The organism is Bartonella sp. AP280QHHD (assembly GCF_042196125.1).
Lineage (GTDB): Bacteria > Pseudomonadota > Alphaproteobacteria > Rhizobiales > Rhizobiaceae > Bartonella.
The window spans coordinates 73,561-91,641 of the sequence record NZ_JBHIPQ010000038.1 but is presented as its reverse complement, the minus strand read 5'-3'; the positions used below and the strand labels follow the sequence as shown (position 1 = coordinate 91,641).

The 18,081-nt window shown below is 38.5% G+C and carries 17 protein-coding genes; 10 read left to right on the top strand and 7 right to left on the bottom strand.

Going from position 1 to position 18,081, the window contains the following annotated elements:
• Window positions 1-396 precede the first annotated feature (396 nt).
• The gene (locus ACFIMK_RS05355) at window positions 397-1,635 is read right to left on the bottom strand and encodes a saccharopine dehydrogenase NADP-binding domain-containing protein (RefSeq protein ID WP_375682865.1); all 1,239 of its coding nucleotides are present in this window, start codon (window positions 1,633-1,635) and stop codon (window positions 397-399) included.
• Between the two features lie 55 nt (window positions 1,636-1,690).
• A complete protein-coding gene (locus ACFIMK_RS05350) occupies window positions 1,691-2,788 on the bottom strand; it encodes a carboxynorspermidine decarboxylase (RefSeq protein WP_375612883.1) in 1,098 nt (365 codons plus the stop codon).
• 167 nt (window positions 2,789-2,955) lie between these two features.
• On the opposite strand from ACFIMK_RS05350, the gene ACFIMK_RS05345 reads away from it, so the two are divergent.
• The 7 genes from ACFIMK_RS05345 (at window position 2,956) to mnhG (ending at window position 9,735) form a co-directional block, all read left to right on the top strand.
• On the top strand, window positions 2,956-3,453 hold the full coding sequence (locus ACFIMK_RS05345) for a BA14K family protein (protein ID WP_375632101.1): 498 nt from the start codon (window positions 2,956-2,958) through the stop codon (window positions 3,451-3,453).
• Window positions 3,454-3,683: 230 nt separating this feature from the next.
• Window positions 3,684-6,605: a monovalent cation/H+ antiporter subunit A gene (locus ACFIMK_RS05340; RefSeq protein ID WP_375612749.1), complete on the top strand. Its 2,922-nt coding sequence runs from the start codon at window positions 3,684-3,686 to the stop codon at window positions 6,603-6,605.
• On the top strand, window positions 6,605-6,946 hold the full coding sequence (locus ACFIMK_RS05335; RefSeq protein ID WP_273790150.1) for a Na+/H+ antiporter subunit C: 342 nt from the start codon (window positions 6,605-6,607) through the stop codon (window positions 6,944-6,946). Before ACFIMK_RS05340 ends, ACFIMK_RS05335 begins: the two co-directional genes overlap by 1 nt.
• Window positions 6,946-8,568: a monovalent cation/H+ antiporter subunit D gene (locus ACFIMK_RS05330; protein ID WP_375611319.1), complete on the top strand. Its 1,623-nt coding sequence runs from the start codon at window positions 6,946-6,948 to the stop codon at window positions 8,566-8,568. The genes ACFIMK_RS05335 and ACFIMK_RS05330 overlap by 1 nt, the downstream gene beginning before the upstream one ends.
• A complete protein-coding gene (locus tag ACFIMK_RS05325; RefSeq protein WP_375612748.1) occupies window positions 8,565-9,050 on the top strand; it encodes a Na+/H+ antiporter subunit E in 486 nt (161 codons plus the stop codon). Before ACFIMK_RS05330 ends, ACFIMK_RS05325 begins: the two co-directional genes overlap by 4 nt.
• Complete coding sequence (locus tag ACFIMK_RS05320) at window positions 9,047-9,328, top strand: K+/H+ antiporter subunit F (protein ID WP_375606068.1); 282 nt, start codon at window positions 9,047-9,049, stop codon at window positions 9,326-9,328. Before ACFIMK_RS05325 ends, ACFIMK_RS05320 begins: the two co-directional genes overlap by 4 nt.
• Window positions 9,325-9,735 carry a monovalent cation/H(+) antiporter subunit G gene (mnhG, locus tag ACFIMK_RS05315; protein WP_375611317.1) on the top strand — a complete coding sequence of 137 codons (411 nt, stop codon included), beginning with the start codon at window positions 9,325-9,327 and terminating at the stop codon, window positions 9,733-9,735. The genes ACFIMK_RS05320 and mnhG overlap by 4 nt, the downstream gene beginning before the upstream one ends.
• A gap of 16 nt (window positions 9,736-9,751) precedes the next feature.
• On the opposite strand, the gene ACFIMK_RS05310 is transcribed toward mnhG, so the two are convergent.
• From ACFIMK_RS05310 to ACFIMK_RS05295, 4 genes are all read right to left on the bottom strand, one after another.
• Window positions 9,752-10,144: an MliC family protein gene (locus tag ACFIMK_RS05310; RefSeq protein ID WP_375629080.1), complete on the bottom strand. Its 393-nt coding sequence runs from the start codon at window positions 10,142-10,144 to the stop codon at window positions 9,752-9,754.
• Between the two features lie 17 nt (window positions 10,145-10,161).
• Window positions 10,162-10,557 carry an MliC family protein gene (locus tag ACFIMK_RS05305; protein ID WP_375638135.1) on the bottom strand — a complete coding sequence of 132 codons (396 nt, stop codon included), beginning with the start codon at window positions 10,555-10,557 and terminating at the stop codon, window positions 10,162-10,164.
• A gap of 416 nt (window positions 10,558-10,973) precedes the next feature.
• The gene (aroB, locus tag ACFIMK_RS05300) at window positions 10,974-12,107 is read right to left on the bottom strand and encodes a 3-dehydroquinate synthase (RefSeq protein ID WP_375638134.1); all 1,134 of its coding nucleotides are present in this window, start codon (window positions 12,105-12,107) and stop codon (window positions 10,974-10,976) included.
• On the bottom strand, window positions 12,082-12,714 hold the full coding sequence (locus tag ACFIMK_RS05295; RefSeq protein WP_375606223.1) for a shikimate kinase: 633 nt from the start codon (window positions 12,712-12,714) through the stop codon (window positions 12,082-12,084). Before ACFIMK_RS05295 ends, aroB begins: the two co-directional genes overlap by 26 nt.
• A gap of 260 nt (window positions 12,715-12,974) precedes the next feature.
• Between ACFIMK_RS05295 and ACFIMK_RS05290 the strand changes: the two genes are divergently transcribed.
• The 3 genes from ACFIMK_RS05290 to ACFIMK_RS05280 all read left to right on the top strand — a co-directional run bounded on the left by ACFIMK_RS05290 (window position 12,975) and on the right by ACFIMK_RS05280 (window position 15,738).
• Entirely contained in the window at window positions 12,975-13,913 is a 939-nt protein-coding gene (locus tag ACFIMK_RS05290) for a site-specific tyrosine recombinase XerD (protein ID WP_375638133.1), read from the top strand.
• Window positions 13,914-13,991: 78 nt separating this feature from the next.
• Window positions 13,992-14,948 (top strand): acetyl-CoA carboxylase carboxyltransferase subunit alpha, encoded by a 957-nt coding sequence (locus ACFIMK_RS05285; protein ID WP_375611312.1) that lies wholly within the window; start codon window positions 13,992-13,994, stop codon window positions 14,946-14,948.
• Between the two features lie 40 nt (window positions 14,949-14,988).
• Window positions 14,989-15,738, top strand: coding sequence for a L,D-transpeptidase family protein (locus tag ACFIMK_RS05280; RefSeq protein WP_375611311.1), 750 nt, complete (start codon window positions 14,989-14,991; stop codon window positions 15,736-15,738).
• An 892-nt stretch (window positions 15,739-16,630) separates the two neighbouring features.
• On the opposite strand, the gene ACFIMK_RS05275 is transcribed toward ACFIMK_RS05280, so the two are convergent.
• Window positions 16,631-17,692: a CobW family GTP-binding protein gene (locus ACFIMK_RS05275; RefSeq protein WP_375611310.1), complete on the bottom strand. Its 1,062-nt coding sequence runs from the start codon at window positions 17,690-17,692 to the stop codon at window positions 16,631-16,633.
• Between the last annotated feature and the right edge of the window lie 389 nt (window positions 17,693-18,081).

The window sequence follows — 18,081 nt, the reverse complement described above, 5'->3', positions numbered from 1 at the left end:
AAATTGAATTGTTTAATGATTGGTGTAGGTTAAGGATCTTTGTCATTTAAGATGAAGAGGCGAGGAATTGAATATTCTACAAAATACCGCTCTTCTTTAAAAGAGCGGTATTTTTATATCTTTTGTTTATGACACTATCTTTTTGATGATAATGACAAGTTATACAGTGTGATTAAATTAGTTTTTTCTTCTCTGTTTTTCTTGATCATTGCTCGCTATGTCTTAAAAAGATGCTATGTCTCTTCTTTAGGGTTGTTAAGAAATCGCAATGTTGCCAAAATATAACGAATAGCTAAAATTTTTTTGAAAACCATAATTACACGAGAATATTAAGTTTGTTTTCATTGGGCAGTTTTGTGATAACTTAAAAAATCAAGCATATGCTTTCTATAGGTATTAAAATTGTAATTTTTTATCCTCTTGTTGTTCTCTTATAAAAGTGGGAAGCCCCATATGATCAAGATATTTAAGGAAAGGGTGGGGTGGTAATTCTTCCACATTGACCATAGTTTTAACATCCCATTCACCTGTGGCAATAAGAAGAGCTGTTGCCGCTGCTGGTACGCCAGCCGTATAGGAAATGCCTTGTGCCCCAGTTTCATGAAAAGCTTGTTTGTGATCGGCTATATTATAGATAAAAATTTCTCGCAGGTGTCCATCTTTTTCGCCTTTAATAAGATCTCCGATACAGGTTTTTCCTGTGTAGTCTGGGGCGAGAGAGGAAGGGTCGGGTAAGACGGCCTTTACGACTTTCAAGGGCACGACTTCTTGTCCTTCTGCTGTCTTAATGGGCTGTTCAGATAAGAGACCAAGATTTTTTAGAACCGTAAAAACAGTGATATAACGATCACCAAATCCCATCCAGAAACGGACATTCTCTACATCAAGATTTTTGGAAAGTGAATGAATTTCATCATGTCCTGTCATATAGGCTTTTTGTTTTCCCACAACGGGAAGATCCCATTCATGGCTGATTTCAAACATTTTATTGGAAGTCCATTTTTTATTTTGCCATGACCATACTTGTCCTGTAAATTCACGGAAGTTAATTTCTGGATCAAAATTTGTAGCAAACCAACGTCCATGATTTCCGGCATTAATATCAATAATATCAATATCTGTGATTTTATCAAAATAATTATCGCGCGCTAATGCTGCATAAGCATTCACTACACCTGGGTCAAAACCTGCTCCTAAAATAGCGGTTATACCAGCTTTTTCACATTCTGGACGCCGAGGCCATTCATAATTGCCATACCAAGGAGGTGTTTCACAAATTTTCAATGGGTCTTCATGAATTGCGGTATCGATATAAGCGCATTTGGTTTCAATACAAGCTGAAAGAACAGACATATTAAGAAAGGCAGAACCAACATTAATGACAATTTCGCATTTGGTCTTTTGGATGAGCTTTATAGTTTCTTCTACATTCATGGCATTGAGCGAATGGCTTTTGAGAACACCTTGCTCTTTCATTGTGTTTTTTTCTTTAATAGAAGCAATGATGGCTTCACATTTTTTGAGTGTTCGTGACGCAATATGAATTTCACCAAGAATATCATTGTTTTGAGCACATTTGTGTGCAACAACTTGTGCAACACCTCCAGCACCAATAATGAGAACATTTTTTTTCATTGTAGGTCCATCTCCCTTTTTAATACTGTTGTATGACGTTTTTTATGGTTTATCTTTATGAAAGGCTTTCCTGATAGTCGCTATAGCTGAATTGGCGTTGAAGTGTTAATGTACCATCGCACTCTTTGAGAACAATAGCAGGCATTGTAACGCCATTAAACCAGTTTTTCTTGACCATTGTATAACCTGCTGCATCCTGAAAAGACAGTCTATCGCCTATTTTAAGAGGTTTTTGAAATTGAAATGTTCCAAAAATATCGCCGGCAAGACAAGATTTTCCACAAATCATAATTTCGTGTGGTCCTTGATTAGGTTCTAATTTAGCATTTTCACGATAAATGAGAAGATCAAGCATATGTGCTTCAATTGAGCTATCAACGATGGCTAGATTCTTTTCATTATACAATGTGTCAAGAACACTGACTTCTAATGTGGTGCTTTTGGTAATAGCAGCTTCTCCTGGTTCTAGAAAAAGAGTGACACCATGAGTTTTAGAAAATTGTTTTAAGCGTTTTGCGAAAGCTTCTAGAGGATAATTTTCAGCCGTAAAATGGATTCCACCGCCAAGGCTTATCCAGTCAACAGCAGAAAAAAGTTCTGCAAATTTTTCTTCCATATACCCAAGCATTTGGTTAAAAAGATTAAAGTCAGCATTTTCACAATTGTTATGGATCATCAATCCGTTGATAAGTGGCAGAATTTCTTTGATAGCGCTTTGGTTTGTTTCTCCTAAGCGGCTAAAAGGGCGTGAGGGGTTGGCAAGATCAAAATTTGATGCGCTCATTCCTGGGTTTAACCTTAAACCTCTTTGAATGGTTTTTGTTGCATCAGAAAAGCGTTGAAGCTGTTGGATGGAATTAAAGATGATTTTATCTGCATAACCACAGGCTTCATCAATTTCATCATCTGCCCAAGCCACTGAATAAGCATGGGTTTCTTTGCCAAATTTTTCTCTTCCTAAACGTAGTTCATAAAGGGATGATGATGTGGTTCCATCCATGAACTCAGACATTAAATCAAAAACACTCCATGTGGCAAAACATTTTAAAGCAAGTAAAATTTTAGCTCCGGACATTTCCCGTAAATGAGAAATTGTTTGCATGTTTTTGATGAGTTTCGATTTGTCTATAAGATAATAGGGGGTTTTTATCATCATTTATTCATTCTTTTTTGAAGGATCTTATTGCCAAGATCAACGTTTAGTACAAAGAGTAACAGAATGTCTCAAGAAAAAAGAATCTTAAGAAAAGAATCTGTTTCTGTCTAGCAAGAGAAAGGCTTTCTGTAATTACTGTTGTTTATTATGTTGAGTTTTTTGTTATGAGTATGAAAAAAAAATTATATTATGCTTTAGCTTTTGTATTTGTTAGCATTTTTTTCATTATAACAACCACTCTTGTTAATTGGGGGCAAAATAGAAGTGACGCTAAAGCCAAACTGGTTACTCATACTTCTGTCCAAGATAGTTCGGTGCCTCTGATTTTTACGGGGCGTAGAGAACTTAATGGTTTCAAAGGTTATCGTCATTATCGGCGTGGTTATCGTAAATACAGTGATAATTGGTGGTATCCTGAAGTGGCATTTGTTACATCACCGCACTTAAGCACAAAAGGCGCATCATTAAAAGTTGTACCAGATGCTAAAAAAGTGTTTTTAACGTCTTCTTCGGAAAAATTAGAAAAAAAAGAGCCATGGATGCTTAAACAACATATTGAATCTTGCCGTGCGCGTTATCGCTCTTATAATAAAAATGATAATAGTTTTCAGCCTTTTCATGGGGGGCGTAGGCAGTGTTTATCACGCTTTTTTAAAGGATAGAAATTAAATAAAATTTTAATTGCTTCTTGTCGTGGGCGTTATTGTTCTTACAATAAAGAGAAGACTTGTGTGGTGCGCAGTATTTTCATGCAAGCATTGTTTTTTTTTAAAATTTAAATGCTTTTAAGTTTTATTAAATCTTATTATCATTAAGTGTGGAATGGGGGGGTGAGAATATAAGTTTTTGTTTTGTCGATGACAAAATATTAAGGTAAAATGGAGTTTAAAGAATGACAACACGGGAAGCAATGTTGGTATTGCTCGTTTTGCTTCCTTTTGGTGGAAGTGCTGTCATTGGCTTTTTTCGTTCGACAGCAAAAAATAATGAAGCGTGGTTTGCTGGGGTCGTCGCACTTTTCTGTCTTATTTTTACAATAATGCTTTATCCGGAAGTTCGCGGAAACCACATAGTGCGTTTAGATATTTCTTGGCTTCCAGAATGGGGAAGCGATTTGATTCTCCGCATAGATGGTTTGTCCTGGCTTTTTTGCTTGCTTATTACAGGGATTGGGCTGCTTGTTGTCATTTATTCACGTTATTACATAGATCCAGCGGATTCTGTACCGCGTTTTTTTTCCTTTTTTTTGGCCTTTATGGGATCAATGATAGGAATAGTTTTATCAGGTAATCTCGTCTTTTTGGTTGTTTTCTGGGAACTTACCAGTATTTTTTCTTTTTTGCTGATCGGCTATTGGTACCATAATGCAAGTGCGCGTGAGGGTGCGCGTATGGCTCTAACGATCACAGGTTTTGGCGGCTTTGCTCTTTTTATTGGAGTTTTATTGATTGGGTATACTGTTGGCAGTTTTGATTTGGATAAGGTGCTACAGTCTGGAGATATGATCCGGTCAAGTTCTCTTTATAGTCCTATCCTTATTTGTATTTTATTGGGAGGGTTAACAAAAAGCGCGCAATTTCCCTTTCATTTTTGGCTACCTAACGCGATGGCTGCTCCAACTCCCGTATCGGCTTATTTGCATTCGGCAACAATGGTAAAAGCGGGATTGTTTTTGCTTGTTCGTTTATGGCCTGTGCTCTCTGGAACAGAATCTTGGTTTTGGCTGGTTGGCTTTTCAGGACTCTCAACTCTTCTTCTAGGTGCCTATTTTTCCATGTTTCAGCAAGACTTGAAAGGACTGCTTGCTTACTCGACTATTAGTCATCTTGGATTAATTACAACACTTTTAAGTCTTGGTAGTCCACTTGCATGTGTTGCGGCGATCTTTCATATGGCCAATCATGCTACTTTTAAAGCTTCTTTATTTATGGCTGCTGGCATTATTGATCACGAGACGGGAACACGTGATATGCGTAAACTGTCAGGGCTTTATCGTTCTATGCCTATCACAGCAACTCTTGCTTTAGTTGCGAGTGCAGCGATGGCTGGGGTTCCTTTGTTGAATGGTTTTTTATCGAAAGAGATGTTTTTTGCTGAAGCTGTTGAAACGCATATGGAATCATGGCTCGATTGGATTGCGCCTTATGTGGCAACGCTAGCTAGTCTGTTTAGTGTGACCTATTCTATACGCTTTATTCATGGCGTTTTTTTAGGACCAAAGCCTGACAATTTACCCAAGACTCCCCATGAACCACCGCATTTCATGCGTTTACCAATGGAGCTTTTGGTGTTTATTTGTTTAGCGGTTGGTATTTTTCCTAATTTAACAATAGGACCTATTTTAGATAATGCGGTCGTGTCTGTTTTAGGACCAATGACAATTCCTTATAGTTTGGCTGTTTGGCATGGGTTTAACACTCCATTAGTGATGAGCTTTGTTGCATTATTAGGGGGCGGATTGCTCTATGCTGTTGGGCATCGTTATTTTTTATCCTGTGATGATGGGGCTCCTTTTTTCCGTCACTTAAAAGGACCGCGTATTTTTGAACGCATTCTCGTAATTATTTCTTGGAAATGGGCCCGTGCGGTGGAGTCTGCTTTGTCAACACGCCGTTTGCAGATCCAATTGCATTGGATTTTTTGGGTCTGTTTTGCCTTTGTTGGTCTTTTACTTTGGTGCGATGGTTTCATTCCAGTGGGGACATTACCGCTTTTTCCACTTGATATTCCTTTTCTCGCTCTTTGGCTGGTTGGCGGATTATGTGCGCTTTTAGTTGCTTGGCGAGCAAAGTTTCATCGTCTTGCTTCACTTATGCTTTTAGGGGGAGCTGGTTTGATGACTTGTGCAACCTTTTTATGGCTTTCTGCTCCTGATTTAGCAATAACACAATTGGTTGTTGAGGTTGTTACAGTCGTTTTATTATTGCTTGGTTTACGGTGGTTGCCTAAACGTTTGCATGACCCTGGGCCAGCTGCTGTTCATTTTTGGGTTCGCTTGCGTCGTTTCCGTGATTTCATCATATCCCTTGTAGGAGGTGCTGGTGTAGCATGGCTTTCTTTTGCAGTGATGACACGTCCCCAAGGTACAACGATTTCTGATTTTTTTCTAACGCATGCTTACTCAGATGCTGGTGGTCGCAATGTTGTGAATGTGTTATTGGTTGATTTCCGTGGTTTTGATACCATGGGAGAAATTGTGGTTTTGGGTGTTGTTTCCCTTACTGTTTTTGCACTCTTACGACGTTTTCGTCCTGCGCCTGAGAGTATTGATGCGCCTTTTCAACAACGTATCCAGAAAGCCTTTGATATAGCACAGCCTAATCGAAATGTGGGAGATACAGTATTGAATTATTTAGCTGTTCCTGCTGTTATTATGGGTTGGCTCTTTCCGATTATTATCGCTTTTGCTATTTATTTATTCATGCGAGGGCATGATCTGCCAGGAGGTGGATTTGTCGGTGGTATTACTTTGGCTATAGGATTTATTTTACAATATCTTGCACGCGATATTCGGTGGGTGGAAACGCATTTGAGAGTTTTACCTTTGCGTTGGATAGGCTTTGGTTTATTATTGTCAGTCGTAACGGGGATGGGCTCTTGGTTTTTTGGATATCCTTTTTTAACATCCTTTTTTCGATATATTCATCTTCCGTTAATTGGGAAAGTTCCCATGGCATCTGCTTTTTTGTTTGATTTTGGTGTGCTTTCTCTTGTGTTAGGAGCAACTGTTCTCATTTTAATTGCACTTGCACACCAGTCAATTAGGAGTTACCGAATCGGTAAGAAACCTATTTTAAAAGAGAAGGAAAATTAATGGAAATTGTTCTTTCTTTGGGTATCGGTGTTTTTGTCGGATCAGGTATTTGGCTTGTTTTGCGTCCACGTACTTTTCAAGTCATTCTTGGTTTGTCCTTGATCTCCTATGGTGTTAATCTTTTTATATTTTCAATGAGTAGACCGCGTAGTAATGCTGCTCCAATTGTTGATCCTACCACTGTTATTAATCCAGCTAATTATGTCGATCCTCTTCCACAAGCCTTGGTTTTAACTGCGATTGTGATTGGTTTTGCAACAACAGCTTTATTTTTAGTTATCTTGTTGGTTTCACGTGGTTTAACGGGTTCTGATCACGTTGATGGACGTGAGGTGCAATAATGGAAATAGGAGTGCATCATCTCCTTATTTTGCCTATTCTTTTGCCGTTAATCACTGGAGCACTTCTTCTTTTTTATGATGAACGTCGTGCAAGACTTAAATCATTCATCAGTCTTTCTTCTGCGGGACTGTTGGTCGTTACTGCCATTTTATTGATTATACGTACTCTTGAAATAGCACCGGCTTGCGATGTTTATCGACTTGGTAATTGGCCGTCTTCTTTTGGAATTGTTTTAGTCCTTGATCGCTTAAGCGCTATGATGCTTTTACTTTCCAGCTTGTTGGTGACTAGCGTGTTGGTTTTTGCGCGGGCTCATTGGTACAAAGCTGGTTCTCATTTTCAGTCACTAATGCAATTTTTTATGGTGGGGATAAATGGTGCTTTTTTGACTGGCGATTTATTTAATTTATTTGTGTTTTTTGAAGTTATGTTAACGGCTTCCTATGGGCTTGCTTTGCATGGTTCTGGTCAGACGCGCGTGCGTGCAGGGTTGCATTATGTTGTGGTTAATCTTGTTGCTTCATTATTTTTTTTAGTTGGTATAGCGCTCATTTATGGAGTCGTTGGTACTCTTAATATGGCCGATTTGGCTGTTAAAATAAAATATATATCTTCTACAGATATTGTTTTGTTCGAAATAGGTGTTGCACTTTTAGGTATTGCTTTTTTGCTTAAAGCGGGTATGTGGCCGCTTAATTTTTGGTTGGTGCCAACTTACAGTGCAGCAGCAGCGCCTGTTGGAGCTTCTTTTGCACTTTTGAGCAAGGTTGGTATTTATATTATTTTACGTTTAACGTTGCTATGGTTTGGTCCTGAAAGTGAATATTTTAACCATTTTGGTCATACAGTTTTGTTTTATGGTGGGCTTGCCACTATGATTATTGGTTTTATTGGAGTATTGGCGAGCCAAGTTTTGGTGCGTTTGGCAGCTTATAGCGTTCTTGTCTCTTCTGGCACATTGTTGGCTGCGATCGGGATAGGCAATGCAGCACTGACAGCAGGCGCACTTTTTTATATTGTTTCTTCAACTTTAGCACTGGGAGCTTTTTTTCTTTTGGTAGAGTTGGTAGAACGCTGTCAAGATGTGGCTGCTAATGTTCTTGCTGTCACAATGGAGGTGTATGGTGACGATGAAGAGGAGGAAGAAGATGAAGTTGGCATCTATTTTCCAGTAACCTTGGCAATTCTTGGAGCTTGTTTTGGTATCTGTGCCATTTTGATTATTGGATTGCCGCCTTTTTCTGGTTTTGTTGCTAAATTTATGATGTTCATGGCAATTTTAAACCACAGTAGAGAGGATTTTTCTGCTTCTCTTCCGGTTTACCAAGATTGGCTTTTTGTAGTTTTTGTCACTCTCTCTGGTTTTGCGGCTTTGATTGCATTGACACGAACGGGTATCCGAACTTTTTGGGTTTCTCTTGAAGGGCGTATTCCTCGTGTGCAAGTGATAGAATTTGCGCCTATTGCCGTTCTCCTTGCTTTGTGTTTTCTTATAACAATTGTAGCCAGTCCTGTTAGTCATTATATGTCTGAAACTGCTAAGACTTTGTATGAACCTCAAAACTATATTGGGAGCGTTTTAACGGATTTTTCTCTCGAAAATAGGGAGATAAGTAAATGAATCGTTTTTGTCCTTCCCCTTTTTTCAGTGGTGTCATTGTCCTTATGTGGCTTATTTTAAATGGTTTTAGTTTAGGGCAATTGCTTTTAGGGATTTTAACCGCTTTGTTTTGTGGTTGGATGATACGGCTTCTGGAGCCGGAGAAGGTTGTTATTAAAAGCTGGAGTGCGGTTTTTCGTCTCGTTTTTCGAGTATTTATAGATTCTATATTCTCAAATGTTTCGGTGGCTTGGTTTGTTTTAACAAAAAGGTCTCGAGAGCAGAAATCTGGTTTTATTGTAGTACCTCTTCTGCTTCATAATCGCACTGCTTTGGCTATTTTAGCATGCATCCTTTCGGCAACCCCTGGAACTGCTTGGGTTGCCTATAATAGTAAAAAGGGTGAACTTTTGCTTCATGTCTTAAATTTAAAAAATGGATATGATTACAAACAGTTGATCAAACAACGGTATGAGCAATTGCTTTTGGAGATTTTTTTATGAGTATGGTGATTCTTTATTGGGGGCTTTTCTTTTCACAGTTTTTTTTAAGTTTAGCGGTGATTTTCGCGCTGTTTCGGTTGATTCGTGGTCCACGGGCGCAGGATAGAATTGTTGGTTTGGATGCCCTTTATATAACCACTATTCTTTTGTTTCTTACATTCGATATTCGTTCAGGAACAACCACTTATTTTGTCGCAGCTCTCATTATTGGATTGTTGGGATCTGTCTCAAGCATCGCTTTGGCGAAATTTCTTATGCGGGGGGAGATTATTGAATGAAAGATGATATATCGCTTGTGGTTGCTATTGCTATCACAGTTTTCTTAATATTAGGGTCTGGATTGACATTGATCGCAACGATAGGTTTGGTGCGTTTTTCCAATTTTTATAAGCGTTTGCATATGCTTTCAGTATGTACGAGTTGGGGCGTTGGTAGTATTCTTATTTCTTCATTTCTTTATTCAATATTTGTGGACCATTATTTTGTTTTTCATGAAGTGTTGCTGATGTTTTTTTTGTTTTTAACAGCACCGGTAGCTTCTATGTTGCTTTCACATACGGCAGCTTATCGACATCATTCAGAAAAACAATCAGAAAAACCGCTGGCTCTTTTATTACACCAAACGGAGGAAAAGCTACCCACATCAGAAGGAACATCACGAGATGAGAGCCAGCGCGGTTCTTGAAATGTAAGAATCTTCCTTATTCTGTGCTTTTTTCTTCTACACAGTGGATGGGCTTTTCTTCTTTTGGATCATTAATAAGATCGTAAAATATGGCTTCATTTTTAGTTATCCACCAAATGTATTGTCCACCCACATATTTTCCTCCAGAAGCGGCAATTACATTAGAACCAACGATGCGCTTACCGTTCCATTTTAAATCAACAAGCGCAATATTGCCAGCATTATAATAAGTTGCTTCAACATACTCTTTGCTTGTTCCCATATCGCATTGATAGGAGACGGTCTCTGTTGTTGGTTCTGGATTATCTGGTACTTCAATGACTAAAGAACTTGCTAATGCATTAATTGAACCGAGGAGGAGCACACTTAAAGTAATGAAAAATTGTTTAGTAAAAGAAATTTTTTTCATAATATTTCCCGTGTTATTTAAAATAATAATGTTGACTCATCTTTACAGAGGATAGGTTTTTTTTCTTCTGGATCCTGAGCAAGGTCATAAAGCGTGACTTCTTTGTTCTTCTCCCACCAGATGTACTGAGCTCCTGCAAATTTTGCTCCTGTTGCCGCGATGACATTAGCAGCAATGACACGATCACCGTTCCATTTGAAATCAACCAACGAAATATTGTCAGCATTAAGATAGACTGCCTCTACGCGCTCTTTACCTGTTTCAGTTTCACACTGATAGGTAATGGTCTCTGTTTTGGGCTCTGGATTGTCTGGTACTTCAATGATTAAAGAACCAGCTAAGCTATTGTTTGAGCTGAAGAGTGATAAACTTAAAGCGGTGAAAAATCCTAAAATGTGCAAAGTTTTTTTCATGATGCTTCCCTATATTCCTAATATTGTGCACAAAGAATAATTTGACTGATACGATGGTGTCTACGGCAGGATTCGAACCTGCGACCCCAGGATTCATACCACTTCGATTTTCACCGCCAGCCTTATCGGCTGTTTGTGGTCTGGACTGTCTCTTCACCTTGAAGCTTTTGCTCTTTAGGTGCTGCCCGTTCAGTCTCTACACCTTTCTCTCATTTGAAAAGAGACTTGGCTCGGGATTGGCATATAGTCGCCCATGAAGCTTTCCCCGAATTTGAGCAGATTCACTTTGAGGATTTCTCCTCAAAGTGCCCAATTTCTTTAGGAATCCTGTGCTCTATCCTACTGAGCTACGCAGACATCATCATATTTAATCTTTAATAGAAGTATAAAAACGAATCAATTATATTCAATATGAATTAACGAATTTCTGTTAATTTTTGTTCCAAAAAGGATAAAACTGCATCTGGTGAAACATTTTTTGCAATAAATGATTGGCCAAGTCCGCGTGTTAATATGAAAGTCAAATTGTTTTGCGAAACTTTTTTATCTTGGGCAATGAGAGTCATTAAAGTTTCAGCATCTGGTAGAGACCCTGGGATATCCTTTAATTGTGTAGGCAATCCTATAGATTTGAAGTGCGCTTCAATGCGTTGTGTAAGCGTGGGGCTTATTAAATTTAATTGAGCAGAGAATTGATGAGCTAGAATTATCCCAATTGCTACACTTTCGCCATGGATTAAACGGTTGGAGTCATAAGCGGTTGCTGTTTCAAGCATGTGTCCAAATGTATGGCCGAGATTTAAGAGTGCGCGCTCTCCCGTTTCGTACTCATCACGTGCTACAATGGCAGCTTTAAATTGGCATGAGCGAACAATGGCCTCTGTTCGCATAGGGCCATTAGAGAAAATTTTCTGCCCATTTTTTTCAAGCCACTCAAAAAAGTCAGGTTGGTTAATGAGACCGTATTTTACTATTTCTGCGTAGCCAGCGCGAAATTCACGCGGTGGCAGGGTATCAAGAAGACACGTGTCAGCAATAACGCATTGTGGTTGATAAAAGGCACCAATAAGATTTTTGCCATATTGGCTATTGATTCCCGTTTTTCCACCAACAGAAGAATCAATTTGTGCAAGAAGCGTTGTGGGCATTTGAATGAAGTTCATGCCACGGCGGATTATACTTGCCGCAAATCCTGCTAGATCACCAATGACACCACCGCCAAAAGCAATAACACAGTCGCCTCTTTCTAAGCGTGCAGCAAGAATTTGATCGATAACAACTTGCAGGGTTGAAAATGATTTTGATTGTTCTCCCGCTTCTACAATAATAGGGACAGTATGAATTTTATTTTTTGTTAATTCTGCTTGCAATATCTCCAAATGAAGGGAAGCAACATTTGTATCTGTAACAAGTGCCAAGCGCGTTTGATGAGGATCTTTTTTATTAAGAGCATGTTTAATTTGTGAAGCAGCTTGTGTAATCAGACCCGGACCAATGATGATATCGTAACAGTGTTTGTCCAGTTTAACAGTGACGGTTTTGGTTTGCATGCTGGTTATCCCTATTGTTAATTTCTGTGTATAGGTAGTGCTGTACGGATCGTATAACATTTTGTGCTACGGTATGACGGCTTTCTTTATGACTGTTAATTGTTAAGTTTGCCTTTGCATAGATAGGATAACGCTGTTCCATGAGTTTTTGCATGGTTTCTTTAGGATTGGCTGTTTGAAGCAGGGGACGTGTTGGGTGCTTTGAGACACGTTGCATGAGGATATCAAGATCGACTTTTAGCCATATGGATATACCATTTTGGTGAATGGCTTTTCGGATATTTTCATTTATGTAGGCACCACCACCTGTTGCTAAAACAAGGGGACTTTTTTTCATGAGGTTTAGAATAACACGCTGTTCAAGAGCACGAAATTCGGATTCACCATAAATTTCAAAGAGTTCCGTGATTGTCATTTGTGCAGCTTTTTCAATTTCTTGGTCAGAATCATAAAAAGGTAAACGAAGCATGGTGGCGACGCGTTTTCCGATCACTGATTTGCCTGCCCCCATAAGACCAACAAGGACAAGTGCTCTTTTATCAAGGGACGATAAGAGCTGATTCTTTATTTGTGTTATGGGGACGCGTTTTTGTCGATTGCTTTTCATAACTTTATTTCGGCATTTATCCATCTTAAAGTCAATTCCTGTTAATCTTTGTGAGGCATAATACGAGATAGAATATTTTTGGGTAGGTTATTGTCTTATGCCAACATTGACTAGATTTTTGATGATTCTTTTCATTTTGCTTTCTGTTCTTTTCATTATAATGGGTGCTCTTGTGGTTTGGGTTGAACCAGTAACTGTGGATATGTACATTGATGTTCCCTTGAATTCATGGAATCTTTCTACGGAAGCGAATCAATGAAATGAAAAGTGGTGCTGTGATAGATCATTTTCTTGAGATGATGAGTGCGGAGAGAGGGGCTTCGTCTCATACGCTTGCGGCTTATCAGCATGATTTGCAGTGGGCACAAGACGAATTGTCTTCACACTCTGTTTCGCTTTTTTCAGCACAAAAAGAAGATTTAATTACTCTTTTGTCACTTATGCATACTTTTGGTTTTGCGGCATCGTCGCAAGCGCGCCGTTTATCAACTTTGCGTCAGTTTTATCAATTCCTTTATGCTGAAGGGTTGAGAGCAGATGATCCCTCTCATGATATTGATGCACCTCGTCAGAGGCGTCCTTTGCCCAAAATCATGAGTGAAGATGCAGTGATAAAATTGCTTGATTTTGCGGAGTTAGAAGTCAACCAAGCAGACTATGGGTCCAAAGGTTATTTCCGTGCACTGCGTCTTCAGCTATTGATTGAAATGCTTTATGCAACAGGGTTACGTATTAGTGAGTTGGTGAGTCTGCCGGTTCAGTCTGTTCGAAGGAATGAATACAGCGTTTTGGTTCGTGGTAAGGGCAAAAAAGAACGAATGGTGCTGTTATCAAAAAAAGCATGCCAAGTTCTTTCACAGTGGTTAAATTTGCGTGATCAGGGAAAGGACGCTACGAGTTCTTATCTTTTTCCTGCGCATTCCGAGACAGGATATATTGCTCGTCAAGTCGTTGCACGAGAGTTGAAAAATCTCGCTAGAAGAGCAGGGATAGGAAGTGATAGCTTTTCTCCCCATATGTTGCGTCATGCTTTTGCTAGTCATCTTTTGCAAAATGGTGCTGATTTGCGTGCCGTTCAACATTTGTTAGGTCATTCTGATATTGCTACCACTCAGATTTATACCCATGTGTTGGAAGAGGGACTTTATCGTTTAGTCAATGAGCATCATCCACTTGCCGATGAGCAAAAGGCTCGTTAAAGAAAAGGTGATGTTTTTGAAAAAGACTTTATAAAGCAAATTATAAGTGTATAAGTGACACTGAATGAGTTGACACAAATGTATAATTATCTTGATTTTGAAAAACCAGTTGCTGATCTTGATGGGAAAATTCTTGAATTAAAAAAAATTTCTCAGGAAAAAGGCAGTCTTGATATGAGTGACGAGATTGCTCGTCTTGAAACGCGTTCCCAAACAGCGTTGCGCGATATTTATAAAAAATTATCGCCGTGGCAAAAAACACAAGTCGCTCGTCATCCGGATCGTCCCCATTTTATGGACTATTCTAAACGCCTATTGAGTGACGTTACGCCTTTGGCCGGAGATCGAAAGTTTGCTGAAGATGAGGCTATTCAAGCGGGGTTTGCACGCTTTAAAGGTGAGGCCGTTGCTTATATTGGTCAAGAGAAAGGTCACGATACGCAAACACGTTTGCGCTATAATTTTGGTTCTGCGCGTCCAGAAGGCTATCGTAAAGCTGTACGTATTATGGAAATGGCTGACCGCTTTGGTTTGCCACTCCTCACTTTTATTGATACAGCAGGTGCTTATCCTGGGGTAAGCGCTGAAGAACGTGGGCAAGCGGAAGCAATTGCTCAATCAACAGCTACAACTTTGCGTTTGAAAGTTCCTGTGGTTTCTGTTGTTATTGGAGAAGGCGGTTCTGGAGGGGCGATAGCAATCGCGGCTGCCAACAAAGTTTATATGTTGGAGCACGCAATTTACTCTGTTATTTCACCAGAAGGAGCAGCTTCTATCTTATGGCGTGATCCAGCTCGTGCAAAAGATGCTGCAATGAATATGCGTATTACCGCTCAAGATTTGTATCGCTTAAAGATTATTGATGGCATTATTTCGGAACCTTTAGGGGGAGCGCATCGTGGCAAAGAGATTGTCATTGATGCAACGGGTGATGTTATTTCAGAGGCTTTAAAAGCTATGGCTGGAAAAGATGGTCAAGTGCTTAAACAAGAGCGAAGGGAAAAATACCTTCAAATTGGTCGATCTCTAACATAGGTTATTTTTTGTGAGGGGTGTTGGATTGGAGTTTTATTCGATGACATTTAGCAGATTCCTTGCTGTGTGTGTGTTGTTTGTAATGGGACTATTGACAGCATGTGAAGGAAGATTACCAGCCTCTATTCGCGCTAAAGTTGAGCAGCCGTTGCCGCAAGAAATCAAAAATAGAATGGTTCTGTATGATATAGATCCCTATGCACCGATTATGATGCGGTTTTTTAAGGAAGAAAATCTTGCTGAAGTTTGGAAGCAATCTCGTTCAGGACCTTTTATCTTGGTTGCTCGCTATGGCATTTGCAAATGGTCTGGTAAGCTTGGACCTAAATATAAAGAAGGGGATCTTCAGACACCAGAGGGTTTTTATACTATTAGCGCAAACCAAATGAATCCTTATTCAAAATATTATCTCTCTTTTAATATAGGATTTCCTAACCTTTATGATCAGGAAAATGGTCGCACAGGAAGCAATCTTATGGTGCATGGTTCTTGCTTTTCCGCAGGTTGTTATTCTATGAGTGATAAGAACATGGCTCAGATTTATGCGTTTGCACGGGATGCTTTTAAAGGAGGACAAAGAGAGTTTCAGTTGCAGGCTTTTCCTTTCCGCATGACCGAAGATAATATGTCACGTCATAGCAAGAATCCTCATTATCAATTCTGGGTTATGCTTAAGAAAGGTTATGATTTTTTTGAAAAAAATCGTCAACCTCCAACTGTTGAGGTTTATGAAAAACGTTACGTTTTTAATCGCGATATTGATAAAAATTCAGTTTCTCTAATGCAGTAAGTGTTATTGTATCTTACAGCACCGTAAACACTATCACTTAATAATGGCGATACAGGATATGCAAAAACTTTGCACACAAGGTGTTTAAGTGAGTGGTCAATAGTCTTAAAGTGCAGAGTTTTTTCATAGAGCCTTAATGTAAGTAAATCATATGAAGTGGGAAGCCAAGAGGAATTTTCTCAAAGAAGTTGGATTGTTTGCACATAGGCACTGGTGTCAATCTTCGTTTTTAGTGAAGAGTAAGTTAACATAAAATGCACCTCTCTTTTTATTTCTTTCAAAGAGTTTTATTCTTTTATGCTGTAAAATATTGTCTTGTCGTGCTGTTATATAAGACACATTCACATATTTTAAAATGCGATATTGCCTCTGTCTGATTTTGGTTTTTTTCTTAACAGGGATTTTGATTTCAATTAGCTTGAATAAATATAGAGTTGAGCAGAATATTTTAGAACCAAGAATTTGGTCAATCTGTCTGTGAAATGAATCACATGAAGTGGTTTGCAGATGAAGCGCATTTAGAGAGAAAACAATCTGTTTGCAGATTGATGGATATTAAATTTTTTATCATAACAATTTTATTTATAATGATAATTTAGTGTTATTCAAGTTAAATTAGAACCCTGAATACCATAAGATTCTCTCATTTCAAAGCCGTTCCATGTTGAATAAATTAAAACCATTTTCTTGCACGTTACAAGCGGGGATAACCGCGTGGGTGAAACTGTGCAAGAAAGACTAAAATGCTTTTTACAAACCGTCTCAAGTACCAAGGGCTTGTTTCAACATTGGGAATTAGCAAAGTGTGTAATGGTGCCGGTTTGCTTCTTTAAAAGCATAAAGATGGTGGTGCCAATGAATTTAATATTATATCATTGAAGGGGAGAAAAAATTAAAATTTTATTCCTGGAATGACCAGAGGATTTTCTAAGAGAGCTGTTTTGTCTGCAGTATCTATTGCTGGTTTATTAAAAAAAGCATTGAGGAGCTTTTGTATTGCGTCTTTTTCAACACCATCGGCAATGATGACAAAACGTGTTTGTTTTATTCCTTTTGGCCATGCCGGCAATCTTATGGGAGGATGAAAAAATGTTTGTACGCCATGTAATACAAGTGGGCGATAAGGGTCATCACGCAATGCGATAATTGCTTTAATACGTAATAATTTTGTACCATAACGCTCTTGTAGGAGATCTAAAAAAGCTTCAATTGTGGCGTAATCAACAGGACCCTCACAGTTTAGTGAAAAGGTACGAATGGTTTTATGGGGGGTATGATCATGTGGGGTAGTCGTAAGATTTTGTTTAAGTTTTGTATTTTCTACTTTTTCATCCCATAATGTGTTATTTATTAATAGATTTGAACAGAAATCTTTAGAATGGGCGTCAATGATTTGTGCTGTAGGATTCATTGTTTTAAGTGTGCTAAGGAGTGCATCTGAAAGCGTTTGTGGGTCTCTAAGATCTGTTTTGGTGAGAATGATTTTATCAGCAAATATTAATTGTTTATATATTTCAGGATAGCGCTTACATATGGAAAGTGGACTTAATGTATCAAATGTTGCAAGAACAGCATTTATGGACAATGTTTGAATAAACAATGGGTGGCTTAAAAGTATTTGTAAAATAGGGGCGGGATCAGCCATCCCTGTGGTTTCAATGATAATATGATGGAGTTGTTTGATCTGTCCTGTCTGAACGCGATTTATTAAATCAATTAATGTGTCGATGAGATCACTGCGTAAATTACAGCATAAGCAACCATTGGCAAGCTCAATAATTCCTTCTGTCGTTTTTTCAACCAGAAGGTGGTCAATACTGATTTCGCCGAATTCATTGATGATAACAGCACATTCTGTTAGAAGAGGGTCTTGTAGCATACGGTTGAGCAAAGTTGTTTTGCCAGAGCCTAAAAAACCCGTAATAAGCGTGAGAGGGATGCGCTTTATTTTCATGTTAATCATCAATCATAGTTTTGTTTTTAAAAAATATATCTCAGTATGTCTAAGCAATTTATAATGATGTCCGTGAGGGATATAATGGTTAATCCCCCATGAAATCCATTGTACCACTATCTTTACGCTTATAAAGGTAGGTGCACGTGGGTATATTATACACTTTTAGCGTCAATGTTATGATAATTCTTGGTTCTTGAAAGGACTTATAGGAAGGATTTTTATTCCTTGTTTTAATTATTTTATCTACATGTTCATCCACCTTGTGGCGCGCAAGAGACTGGTTTTATTGATTCAACAAATACAGATTTGAAATGAGAGAATCTTACAATACTTGTGGTTTTGACATAAGGTACAAAATAATTAATTATCATTATAAATCAAAGTAT